The sequence below is a fragment of the Mesorhizobium sp. B2-4-12 genome (assembly GCF_006441575.1).
Lineage (GTDB): Bacteria > Pseudomonadota > Alphaproteobacteria > Rhizobiales > Rhizobiaceae > Mesorhizobium.
The window spans coordinates 136,611-148,428 of sequence record NZ_VFVC01000010.1 but is presented as its reverse complement, the minus strand read 5'-3'; the positions used below and the strand labels follow the sequence as shown (position 1 = coordinate 148,428).

The 11,818-nt window shown below is 62.3% G+C and carries 12 protein-coding genes and 1 tRNA gene; 9 read left to right on the top strand and 4 right to left on the bottom strand.

Going from position 1 to position 11,818, the window contains the following annotated elements:
* Positions 1-127: 127 nt before the first annotated feature.
* Together gap and tkt are read right to left on the bottom strand one after the other, a co-directional pair.
* Positions 128-1,138, bottom strand: coding sequence for a type I glyceraldehyde-3-phosphate dehydrogenase (gene gap, locus FJ934_RS09110; protein WP_140608906.1), 1,011 nt, complete (start codon positions 1,136-1,138; stop codon positions 128-130).
* Positions 1,139-1,292: 154 nt separating this feature from the next.
* On the bottom strand, positions 1,293-3,284 hold the full coding sequence (gene tkt / locus FJ934_RS09105; protein ID WP_140608904.1) for a transketolase: 1,992 nt from the start codon (positions 3,282-3,284) through the stop codon (positions 1,293-1,295).
* A gap of 261 nt (positions 3,285-3,545) precedes the next feature.
* Between tkt and FJ934_RS09100 the strand changes: the two genes are divergently transcribed.
* From FJ934_RS09100 to FJ934_RS09085, 4 genes are all read left to right on the top strand, one after another.
* Positions 3,546-3,818: a DUF4164 domain-containing protein gene (locus FJ934_RS09100; RefSeq protein WP_006200774.1), complete on the top strand. Its 273-nt coding sequence runs from the start codon at positions 3,546-3,548 to the stop codon at positions 3,816-3,818.
* A 10-nt stretch (positions 3,819-3,828) separates the two neighbouring features.
* Positions 3,829-4,194: a cell division protein ZapA gene (locus FJ934_RS09095; RefSeq protein ID WP_140608902.1), complete on the top strand. Its 366-nt coding sequence runs from the start codon at positions 3,829-3,831 to the stop codon at positions 4,192-4,194.
* Positions 4,195-4,405: 211 nt separating this feature from the next.
* Complete coding sequence (locus tag FJ934_RS09090) at positions 4,406-5,065, top strand: peroxiredoxin (RefSeq protein ID WP_140608900.1); 660 nt, start codon at positions 4,406-4,408, stop codon at positions 5,063-5,065.
* A 155-nt stretch (positions 5,066-5,220) separates the two neighbouring features.
* On the top strand, positions 5,221-6,081 hold the full coding sequence (locus FJ934_RS09085) for an MBL fold metallo-hydrolase (protein ID WP_246671468.1): 861 nt from the start codon (positions 5,221-5,223) through the stop codon (positions 6,079-6,081).
* 172 nt (positions 6,082-6,253) lie between these two features.
* Here FJ934_RS09085 and rpoH read toward each other — a convergent pair whose 3' ends face one another.
* Positions 6,254-7,165 (bottom strand): RNA polymerase sigma factor RpoH, encoded by a 912-nt coding sequence (rpoH, locus tag FJ934_RS09080; RefSeq protein ID WP_027053961.1) that lies wholly within the window; start codon positions 7,163-7,165, stop codon positions 6,254-6,256.
* A 209-nt stretch (positions 7,166-7,374) separates the two neighbouring features.
* Complete coding sequence (locus FJ934_RS09075; RefSeq protein ID WP_140608896.1) at positions 7,375-8,430, bottom strand: RluA family pseudouridine synthase; 1,056 nt, start codon at positions 8,428-8,430, stop codon at positions 7,375-7,377.
* 25 nt (positions 8,431-8,455) lie between these two features.
* Here FJ934_RS09075 and FJ934_RS09070 point away from each other — a divergent pair, with 25 nt between their 5' ends.
* From FJ934_RS09070 to FJ934_RS09050, 5 genes are all read left to right on the top strand, one after another.
* Complete coding sequence (locus FJ934_RS09070) at positions 8,456-8,839, top strand: fimbrial protein (RefSeq protein ID WP_140608894.1); 384 nt, start codon at positions 8,456-8,458, stop codon at positions 8,837-8,839.
* Positions 8,840-8,852: 13 nt separating this feature from the next.
* A complete protein-coding gene (locus FJ934_RS09065; protein WP_140608892.1) occupies positions 8,853-9,260 on the top strand; it encodes a VOC family protein in 408 nt (135 codons plus the stop codon).
* 90 nt (positions 9,261-9,350) lie between these two features.
* Positions 9,351-9,425: transfer RNA gene (locus FJ934_RS09060), tRNA-Glu, on the top strand.
* A gap of 701 nt (positions 9,426-10,126) precedes the next feature.
* A complete protein-coding gene (locus FJ934_RS09055; RefSeq protein ID WP_140608890.1) occupies positions 10,127-10,708 on the top strand; it encodes a VOC family protein in 582 nt (193 codons plus the stop codon).
* 21 nt (positions 10,709-10,729) lie between these two features.
* Entirely contained in the window at positions 10,730-11,587 is an 858-nt protein-coding gene (locus FJ934_RS09050; RefSeq protein ID WP_140608888.1) for a glutathione S-transferase family protein, read from the top strand.
* Positions 11,588-11,818 lie beyond the last annotated feature (231 nt).

Below are 11,818 nucleotides of genomic sequence, written 5' to 3'. Positions count from 1 at the left end.
GACACCAATTTACAAAGCTCAATCAACGCGCAAAACAAAACCCCGCCGAAAATCGACGGGGTTCGTCAGCAGTCTGAACGCCCGGCCGAAGCCGGGCGTTTCTGATCTCTCGAAGACTGGCTCGCGATCAGGCGATGGTCTTGCCGAAAGCGACGGCGGTATCGGACATGCGGTTGGAGAAGCCCCACTCGTTGTCGTACCACGACAGCACGGAGACGAAGTTGCCGTCCATGACCTTGGTCTGGTCGAGCGCCATGATCGAGGAATGCGGATCGTGGTTGAAGTCGACCGAGACGTTCGGATGATGGGTGACCGACAGCACGCCCTTCAGCTTGCCGTTCGAGGCGGCGATGACCGCGTCGTTGATTTCCTGCACCGTGGTCGGTCGCTTGGCGATGAACTTGAAGTCGACGACCGAGACGTTCGGGGTCGGCACGCGGATCGAGATACCGTCGAGCTTGCCCTTGAGGTCGGGGAGCACAAGGCCGATCGCCTTGGCGGCGCCGGTCGAGGTCGGTATCTGCGAAAGGGCCGCGGCGCGGGCGCGGTAGAGATCCTTGTGCATGGTGTCCAGCGTCGGCTGATCGCCGGTGTAGGAGTGAATCGTCGTCATCATGCCTTTTTCGATGCCGACCGTCTCGTGCAGCACGGCCGCCAGCGGCGCAAGGCAGTTGGTGGTGCAGGACGCGTTCGAGATGACGATATGGTCCTTGGTCAGCTTGTCGTGGTTGATGCCGTAGACGACGGTGAGGTCGGCACCTTCGGCGGGAGCCGAAACGAGGACGCGCTTGGCGCCGGCGGTCAGGTGCGCGGCGGCCTTGTCGCGGGCGGTGAAGATACCGGTGCATTCGAGCGCGACGTCGATGCCCAGTTCCTTCCACGGCAGCTGCGTCGGATCCTTGATCGCGGTGACCTTGAACTTTTCCTTGCCAACCGTGATCTGGTCGCCGGAAACGGACACTTCATGGGGAAAGCGGCCATGCACGCTGTCAAAGCGCAGCAGATGCGCATTGGTCTCGACCGGGCCAAGATCATTGACGGCGACGACCTCGATGTCCTTGCGGCCGGATTCATGGATGGCGCGCAGGATGTTGCGGCCGATGCGGCCGAATCCGTTGATGGCAACTCTGACAGTCATTTTTCTCTCCCGGGGAGCTGGAGGGCGGACAATTGGTCCGCAGCTTCATAGCGGCGGACGGACAAAGAATCCAGCCGCAGCGGCATGGATTTAAATCGATTTAGTCGATCAGACCCGCGAAGTCGCCTAGGCGACCTCGCGGCGGGACCAGGCCTTATTTGCCGTGCAGGCGAGCTTCGGCTGCCTTGGCGGCCGCCTCGGCGGTGATGCCGAAATGCGGATAGAGCTGTTCGATGGTGCCCGAGGCGCCAAAGCCGGTCATCCCCACGAAGATGCCGTCCGAGCCGATGAAATGATCCCAGCCCTGGCGGATACCGGCTTCGATCGCCATTTTGATCGGCGCGTCGCCGATCGTCTTCTTGCGGTAATCGTCGCTCTGCTTGTCGAACAGTTCAAAGCAAGGCACCGAGACGACGCGGGTCGGATGGCCATGCTTCTCCAGCAGGTCGCGGGCGCCAAGCGCGATCTCGACCTCGGAGCCGGTGGCGAAGATGGTCACCGCCGCCTCGCCATTGGCGGCGGCGAGCTCATAGGCGCCCTGGCTGCTGAGGTTCTTTTCGGTGAACTCGGTGCGCACCGTCGGCAAGTTCTGACGGGTCAGCGCCAGCGTTGACGGCGTCTTTTCCGATTCAAGGGCGATCTGCCAGCACTCGGCGGCTTCCACCGCGTCGGCCGGGCGGAAGACATTGTGGTTCGGGATGGCACGCAATGCCGCCAGATGCTCGACCGGCTGGTGGGTCGGACCGTCTTCGCCCAGACCGATCGAATCATGGGTCATGACGAAGATCGAGCGGATGCCCATCAGTGAGGAAAGCCGCATTGCGGGGCGGGCATAGTCGGAGAAGCACAGGAAGGTGCCGCCATAGGCGATCAGGCCGCCATGCAGCGTCAGCCCGTTGATCGCCGCCGCCATGCCGTGCTCGCGGATGCCGTAGTGGACATAGCGCTGGCCGTAGTCATCAGGCGTGATGTTCTTGGTCTGGCTTGTCTTGGTGTTGTTGGAGCCGGTCAGATCGGCCGAACCGCCGATGGTTTCGGGCACGGCACCGTTGATGACCTCCAGCGCCATTTCCGACGATTTGCGGGTAGCGACCTTGGGCTTGTCGACGGACAGCTTCTTCTTGTAGTCGGCGATGACGGCGTCGAAGTTGGGCGGCAGTTTGCCGGCGAGACGGCGCTCGAACTCGGCCTTCAGCTTGGCGTCGGCCTTGGCAAGGCGGCCTTCCCAGTCGGTGCGGGCCTTGACGCCAGCCTTGCCGGCGGTGCGCCAGGCGTCGAGGATGTCGGCCGGGATTTCGAAGGGCGGCGAGTCCCAGTTGAAGAACTTGCGGGCGCCGGCGATCTCATCGGCGCCGAGCGGCGAGCCGTGCGCCTTGTTGGTGCCGGCCTTGGTCGGCGCGCCGAAGCCGATGGTCGTCTTGCAGGCGATCATCGTCGGCTTGTCGGAATGGCGGGCGGCTTCGATGGCATAGGCGATCGCTTCCGGATCCGTACCGTCGATATGGCTGGCGTTCCAGCCCGAGGCCTGGAAGCGGGCGACCTGGTCGGTGTTGTCGGCCAGCGATACCGGACCGTCGATCGAGATGTTGTTGTTGTCCCAGAAAACGATCAGCTTGTTGAGCTTGAGGTGCCCGGCAAGCGCGATGGCTTCCTGGCTAACGCCTTCCATCAGGCAGCCGTCGCCGGCCAGCACATAGGTGTAGTGGTCGACGAGGTCGTTACCGAAGGCGGCGTTCATGATGCGCTCGCCGAGCGCGAAGCCGACCGAATTGGCGAGGCCCTGGCCGAGCGGGCCGGTTGTGGTTTCAATGCCGGTGGCGTGACCGTATTCGGGATGGCCGGCGGTCTTGGAGCCCAACTGGCGGAAATGCTTGATCTGGTCGATGGTCATGTCTTCGTAGCCGGTCAGGTGCAGCAGCGAATAGAGCAGCATCGAGCCATGGCCAGCCGACAGGATGAAGCGGTCGCGGTCGGGCCAGTGCGGCGCCTTGGGGTCATATTTCAGGAAGCGGGTGAACAGTACCGTGGCGATGTCGGCGCAGCCCATGGGCAGGCCGGGATGCCCGGAATTCGCCTTTTCAACGGCGTCCATGGAGAGAAAACGGATCGCATTGGCCATCCGGTCATGTTGTTCACGCGACGTCATGGTTCCTCCGGGGTGAGGGTTTGGGGCTTGGGAGAGCCCTTGAAAAGGGTGCGCGACACATAGCAGGCGCGGGTTTTTAGTCAACAAATCGGGTGCACATTTGCCGGTCTTGTGATGCCGGCGGCGGGCCTACATGAGCCTTAGCAGGGGACAGTCGCGAGAGCTTTGTTGACGTCGCCTTCACCCGGTGCCTAATGTTTCGGGGATAACGCGTTCTGAACGCGAACGATTCGGTGATGGGCAGGGCACAGGACGAAGGCCATGACCGGGGAAACCACGCTCAAGGAAGTGATCGCAAGGCTGGGCAAGGCCATTGAAGGGCTGGAAAATGCCGTCGCGGCCAAGCTGGAGCATGAACGCGACTATTCGGAAGCCGAGGCCGAGGTGCAGCGGATGAATGCCGACCGCTCGCGGCTGGCGCAGGAACTCGACAATTCCGAAGCGCGCGCCGAACGGCTGGAAGATGCCAACAAGGAAGTATCGCGACGGCTGGTGACCGCCATGGAAACCATCCGCGCCGTGTTGGACAGATAGGAGCTGGCCCATGGCACAGGTCACGGTTTCAATCGACGGCAAGCAGTATCGCATGGCCTGCGACGAGGGCCAGGAAGAGCATCTGATCGACCTTGCCGAGCGCTTCGACCGATATGTCTCGCATCTGAAGGATTCTTTTGGCGAGATCGGCGACCAGCGCCTGACCGTGATGGCCGGGATCATGGTGATGGACGAGCTTTCGGAACTGCAGAAACGCGTCAAGGGCATGGAAAGCGAAGTGCTGACCTTGCGCAAGACCCGCGACGAGGCGCTAACCAAGGCTGACAGAAACGACAGCGTGCTGACCAACGCGCTTGGCGCGCTGGCGCAGCGCATGGAAGATCTGACGGTGACGCTGGCGATCAACAAGGCGTGATCGCTCTTCCAAAGTCGGACCCCTCTGGGCGTTATGGGTTCAGCGGATATCTGAAAACTCCTGCCGTCCCTGCCATGAAGGACGGAAATTTCGCCGCCAGCGCTGCCGCTGGGGGCTTTAAGCATTTTGTAGGTCGCTGCCGAGGGTGCTAGAAAGGGTGCCGAGCCGCGGCAGTGGGTTGGCGGCATTTGTCACAAGGTAGGGATAAGCCATGAGCCTTCGTATCAACGACATTGCACCGGATTTCACCGCGGAGACGACGCAAGGGACGATCAAGTTCCATGACTGGATCGGCGACGGCTGGGCGATCCTGTTCAGCCATCCAAAGAATTTCACGCCGGTCTGCACGACCGAGCTTGGCACGATGGCGGGGCTCGAAGGCGAGTTCAAGAAGCGCAATGTCAAGATCATCGGCATTTCGGTTGATCCGGTCGCGAGCCACGAAAAATGGCAGGCCGACATCAGGACGGCGACCGGCCAATCGGTTCACTATCCGCTGATCGGCGACAAGGACCTCAAGGTCGCCAAGCTCTACGACATGCTGCCGGCAGGCGCTGGCGAGACCTCGGAAGGCCGCACGCCCGCCGACAACGCCACCGTGCGCTCGGTCTATGTCATCGGGCCGGACAAGAAGATCAAGCTGGTGCTGACCTATCCGATGACCACGGGCCGCAACTTCGACGAGATTCTGCGCGCGGTCGATTCCATGCAACTGACCGCCAAGCATCAGGTGGCGACGCCGGCGAACTGGAAGCAGGGCGAGGACGTCATCATCACCGCCGCTGTTTCCAACGAGGACGCGATCAAGCGCTTCGGCGCCTACGAGACCATCCTGCCCTATCTCAGGAAGACCAAGCAGCCGTCCGCCTGAAACAGCGCCGGAAGGGTTTTTGCCTTTTCCTTCCTCCCGGGCCAAGTCATGCTTGACTGGCCCGCTTGGGTGGACAACCATGCCTCTGTTGGGGTTCGGCGGAGAAAATCGTTCCGGCCGGCAATGGGTTGGGGAAGCTCGCTTTGGACGTGGCTTTGGCAAGACCGCAGGTCAGGGGCTTCTATGACAAGCCGACGGGGGCCGTCCAGTATGTCGTCGCCGATCCGGCGACGAGGCGGTGCGCCATCATCGACCCGCTTCTCGATTTCGATGAGAGATCCGGCGCAACGGCGACAAAGAGCGTCGACGCGGTGCTCGATTTTGTCAGGGAAAACGGGCTGGAGCTCGAGTGGATACTCGACACCCACCCGCATGCTGACCATTTCTCGGCCGCGCACTATCTGAGAGAGAAGACAGGAGCGCCGATGGCGATCGGCGACAGGATCGTTGACGTCCAGGCACTGTGGAAGGCGATCTACAACTGGCCGGATTTTCCGGCCGACGGCTCGCAATGGGACAGGCTGTTCAGGCAAGGCGAGATATTCCAGGTCGGGACCATCCCGGTCAAGGTGCTGTTCTCGCCCGGACACACGCTGGCCTCGATCACCTATGTGATCGGTGACGCCGCCTTCGTGCATGACACGCTGTTCATGCCCGACAGCGGCACGGCGCGGGCGGACTTTCCCGGCGGCAGTGCCGCGCGGCTGTGGCGCTCGATCCAGGAGATCCTGGCGCTGCCCGACGAGACGCGCGTGTTCGTTGGCCACGATTATCAGACCGGTGGCCGCGAGCCTCGGTGGGAAAGTACGGTCGCCGCGCAGAAGGCCAGCAACATCCATCTCGGCGCTGCACACAGCGAGGCCGAGTTCGTCGCCCTGCGCGAGGCGCGCGACCGGACGTTGCCGATGCCGCGGCTGATCCTGCATGCCTTGCAGATCAACATGAATGGCGGGCGCCTGCCGGAACCGGAAGCCAACGGAAGGCGGTATCTGAAGTTTCCCTTGGATGGGCTTTGAGGGGATACGATAGCGTTTCGCCAGCACGCCGCAATAGCGGATGCCTTGCAGAACCTGGGTTCCTCGCTCCACGCAGTGGGGGGCGAAGAGACCCCCATCGCGAAGGCTGAAACCCACAAAAAAAGCGGCGCCGGTTTCCTGACGCCGCTTTTGTTTCTAACCGAACCCGACGTTAAGCCGCCGGCTGCGCCTCGATGGTGCGCAGCGCCTGGGTCTGGCGCTTGGCGGCGGCCTTGACCGCGTCCTGCACCTTCTCGAAGGCGCGCACCTCGATCTGGCGCACGCGCTCGCGGCTGATGTCGAACTCGGCCGACAGCTCTTCCAGGGTCAGCGGCTCCTCGGCGAGGCGACGGGCCTCGAAAATGCGCCGCTCGCGATCGTTGAGCACGGCAAGAGCGCCCGACAGCATGCCGCGCCGGTTCTCCAACTCGTCCTGCTCGATCAGCATCTCTTCCTGGCTTTCGTGGTCATCGACCAGCCAGTCCTGCCATTCGCCGGACTCGCCTTCCGTCGCGCGGATCGGCGCGTTGAGCGAGGCGTCGCCCGACAGGCGGCGGTTCATCGACACGACTTCGGCTTCGGAAACGTTCAGCCGCGTGGCGATCTCGGCAATCTGGTCGGGCTTGAGGTCGCCGTCGTCCAGCGCCTGGATCTTGCCCTTCACCTTGCGCAGGTTGAAGAACAGACGCTTCTGGTTGGCGGTCGTGCCCATCTTGACCAGGCTCCACGAGCGCAGGATGTATTCCTGGATCGAGGCCTTGATCCACCACATGGCATAGGTCGCGAGGCGGAAGCCACGCTCGGGTTCGAATTTCTTGACGGCCTGCATCAGGCCGACATTGCCTTCCGAGATCACTTCGCCGATCGGCAGGCCGTAGCCGCGATAGCCCATGGCGATCTTGGCGACGAGCCTCAGATGGCTGGTGACGAGCTTGTGCGCGGCGGACGTGTCTTCATGCTCGGCATAACGCTTGGCGAGCATGTACTCTTCCTGCGGCTGAAGCATGGGAAAGCGACGGATTTCTTCCAGGTAGCGGCTGAGACCGCCTTCACCGGAAACGATACTGGGTAATGACTGGGCCATGATAGCGCCCCCTCTCTATTGGAGTAATGCCCCCGAAACGCGGCGAGCATGTGACGCGAGCACCATAAGGCTCGCTCGCGCCATCGGATGTATACAGGAACAAAACCAGAAAAGACAGCATTTGTTCAACACGAAACAGTGTGTCACGCTGAAGTGAACAATGCCAGTCAGGTTTTTGATGGCTGGTTTCGAGCTTGTTGATGGCAGGTTCAGAGATCGCGGAAGCCGCCGACGAGTTTCTCCATGTCCTCCGGCATCGGCGCCTCGAACCTCATCGTTAGATGGGTATCGGGATGCCGAAATGCAAGGAGCCAGGCATGCAAAGCCTGCCGGGAAAATGACTTGACCTGACTTTTCAGCGGTTCCGGCAGCCGATTGGCCTTGGTGCGGAAGGCCTGGCCATAGTCGGGGTCGCCAACCACGGGATGGCCGATATGGGCCATGTGGACGCGGATCTGGTGGGTGCGGCCGGTTTCCAGCCGGCATTCGACAAGGCTCGCGGTGGCGAATTCCCGCTGGTTTTCGCCGAAGCGCTCCTGCACGGCGAAGTGGGTGACGGCATGGCGTGCGTCGTCGCGCCCTTCCGGCACCACGGCGCGACGCACCCGGTCGGCGGCCCGGCCGAGCGGTGCATCGACCGTTCCGGTCGGCCTTTGCGGTATGCCCCACACCAAAGCCAGATAGGCGCGTTCGAGATCACCGGTTCGGCCGTGATCGGCGAAGGCTTCGGACAGGGCCTTGTGGGCGCGGTCGGTCTTGGCCACCACCATGACGCCGCTGGTTTCCTTGTCGAGGCGATGGACAATGCCGGGCCGACGCACGCCGCCAATGCCCGACAGGCTGTCGCCGCAGTGATGGATCAGCGCATTGACCAGCGTGCCGGTCCAGTTGCCGGCGCCGGGATGCACGACGAGCCCCGCCGGCTTGTTGACGACGATCAGCGCATCGTCCTCGTAGAGCACATCGAGCGCGATGTTTTCACCCCGTGGCGAGGCCGGCTTCGGTTCCGGCATGGCGACCGATACGCTTTCGCCTGGTGTCATCTTGCGCTTGGTCTCGTCGACCGGCCTGTCGTCGATCATCACCGCGCCCTGCCGGATCAGCATCTGCACGCGGCTGCGCGACATGTCCGGACCAAGCCGGGCGGCCAGCCATTGATCCAGGCGCTGGCCGGCCGCATCCGCGCCCGCCACAAGCACGGTCGGCGCGGCCGCCATGAATTGGTCCTCTATTAATTCAGGGGCCTCTTCGTTATGAGCGCTCATCGAAAAAGTTCCGGAACTGTTTGCCATGGTCAGGCCAATCGCCGACGAAGATCACGAAAAGCCGCTCGACCCTGAAGTCGAAAAGGTTCGCAGGAAACTCATCCGTTTCGTCGGGATCAATCTCGGCCTGCTGTTTCTTGCCCTTATGGTGGTGATCGGAGCCCTTGTCTACAAAGCGCGCAACACGCCGCCGGCGAGCCCGTCGCTGGCCGGCGACGTCCAGGCACCCGCGGGCGAGCCGATCAGCGCCGACATCGTGCTGCCGGTCGGCGCCAAGGTGGTCAGCCAGTCGCTGTCCGGCAATCGCGTCTCGATCGATGCCGAACTTGCCGACGGCGGCCGCACGATCTTCGTCTACGACACGGCGGAGCGCCGCCTGATCGGCCGTTTTGCAATTCGCAACAAATAGGCCGGCCGCAACAATGACCGGGTTTGCCGAACGTCGCCGTGTTGCCACCGTTGCGCTGGTCGTGGCCAACTATGACGAGGCGATTGCGTGGTATGTCGGGCGGCTGGGTTTCCGGCTCGTTGAGGATGTCGATCTCGGCGACGGCAAACGCTGGGTGGCGGTGGCGCCGGCCAACGGGCAAGGTGCCAGACTGCTCCTGGCCGAGGCGTCGGACGAGGCGCAGAGGAAAAGCATCGGCAACCAGACCGGCGGGCGGGTTTTCCTGTTCCTCGAAACAGATGACTTCGCACGTGACCATGCGACGATGCTGGAACAGGGCGTCGAATTCCGCGAGGCGCCGCGTTTCGAGCCCTATGGCACGGTGGCGGTTTTCGCCGATCTGCACGGCAATCTCTGGGACCTCATCGAGCCCAAGCGATAACGCGCGGGCAGCTTTTTGTTCGATGCGGTAAAGCGGCCGAACCCCAGTTGCTTTTTGTCGGCCGTCAGCCTATATCGCCGGTTCTTGAGCGCGCCCATCGTCTAGCGGTCAGGACACCGCCCTCTCACGGCGGGAACAGGGGTTCGATTCCCCTTGGGCGTACCACGACATATCAAGCACTTAGCTCTGATCAACGGAAAACCGTCAAAATAGCGGTTAAAAGCTTGCGCCCCACCACCCTCGGTGCTGCGAGCCGGCTGATCGTCGAACGGATTCGTCACCCACCAACCCGGTGTCGCCAATTGACCGAATACACCCAATTTAAGTCAGGCCGCGACGCTTGAAAGCATAGCGATTTCTGCTAGTTGCGGCGCGGGGTTGCATCCGCGGCAGCGCGGATTTGGGTTGGGGTAGAGTTGGAATGGCCTCGGTGAAGATAATTTGCCCGCGCTGCCACGGCTGCGGCAAGGTTTTCGATTGCTCAAGATGGTGTACGTCAAAAGGACATTGCTGTCCGCAAGGGACGCATCAGACCGGTTGCCCCGGGAAGACCCTCGCCTGCACCGAGTGTGGCGGCGTGGGGATACTGGCGGAAACGGAGCTTAGGGCTGTGGTATAGCCTGGCTTCGGTCAGAACGGGCGGTTTCGCGTTGCGATTGTGCCCTGCATCATCTGGAAAAGCCCTCGACCTTGAACGCCAAGCCTCCTTGCACCGCCGCGCATCGCTAGGAATCGTTGCTGCTGGCGCCGCAGGGCTGATTGCATTAGCATCACGACATGGATCTTGAAGCCGGGCTCAGGCGGCGCGCAGAACGCCGGATGCCGGGCAGGTCCGCACGGGCGGCTGGTGCCGCTGGGAGAGGCCAATGCAGAAACTGCAATCGCAGGGCGTCCATCACATCACGCTGGTCGGCGCCGGGCGCCAGACCTCAATCGATTTCTGGGAAGGCGTGCTTGGCATGCCGTTCATTTTCGAACAGCCCAACCTCGACAAGGCCAGCGAGAGCCATCTCTATTTCGATCCGGGCGACGGCCGGCTGATCACCGTCTTCACCGATGAGAGCCGTACGCCGCAGAAGCGGCGCACGCCGACCGATCCGGGCTGCGTCCATCACATCGCGTTTGCGGTGTCGCGCGTCACCTTCCTGCAAGCGGTCGCCCGGCTCGACGAGCGCGACATCAAGCACAGCGGCGTCAAGGATCGCGGCTTCATGGATTCGATCTATTTCGAGGATCCGCTCGGGCTGCTGATCGAGCTCGCCTCCTACCGTTTCGAGCCGCCGGTGGGCTTTACCTATGCCGACGTGCTGATGGAAGCGCACAGGCTGCGTTTGGCGCGCGGCGACTACAATATCACGGAAGTGCATCTCGCCGACGCGATTCAGGCGCTCGTCGAGCGTTCCCGCGCAACCTTGTCGAACGACCGGACACCGAAGAATCCTTACTGAACGGATCAGAGGGAGGAGCAAATGGCGAAGACAGCGACGAAGAGTCCGAAGAAATCCGCGGCGAAATCAGTGGCCAAGCCGGCGGTGAAATCAGCCGTAAAGCCGGCGGCAAAAACAGTGGCAAGGCCGGCGGCCAAGGCCACTGCCAGGCCCGTTGCGAAGGGCAAGGCGAAATCGGCGAAGAAACCTGCCGTGAAGCTCAGCATGCTGAAGCCCAGCGTCAACAACATGACTGTACGGGTGTTCGCGCGCGCGGCCGGGCTGGATGCCGCCGAAACCGATGCCTGGGGCCATACGCGCTCGCCCGAATTCACCGCGCGAAACCCGTCGCATTTGACGCCGATGATCGAAGACAAGGGCCTTCCCAGAGGTGTGTTGTGGGAAAGCTGCGCCATCATGCAGTATCTCGCAAACAAGCACGGGCTGGAGAAATTCTACCCCAAGTCGCCGGCCAAGCGGGCCATGGTCGACAGCGCCATGTTCTATCTGGTCGGTACGCTCTACCCGTATGTGGCGCGCGCCACCTATCCGTTGCTCGGCTTCCCGCAATATGCCGGCGAGGTCGGCCACAGCGACGCCCACCCGGACAAGAAGTCCGAAGCGCAGAAGGCCGCCATGGCCGCGATCGCCGAGCCGCTGGAGATCTTCCACAGCTTCTTCAGGAACGGCAAGCCGTTCATCGGCGGCAAGCATCCGTCGATCGCCGACATCCGGCTGGCGGCGACGCTCGAATTCCTGGCTGTCATCGACTATCCGCTGCCCAAATGGGCGAAAGAGTACATGGCGACGATCGAGAAGAAGCTCGGCAAGGCCTATGCCGAGCCGGCCGGCGACGTGCGTGGCTATATCGCCCATGTGAGGTCGCAGGCGACGGCCTGAGGTTAAGGGTTCGTTAACCAAGACCCTGTCTACTGTCAGGAATTCACCGCGCGACCACGGATGTACTGGCGCAATATCGGTGAAAGGAAAGGTCGGCTCATTGCCGGCCTTTTGCTTTTCGGCCCCATGCTGGAACATCACGGGACAGCGATCAGGCAACGCCAGAGCATCAACTTTTTGCGCCGGGATATTGTCATTGCCGGCGTTGGCTCTAACATCCCTTTCAACGGG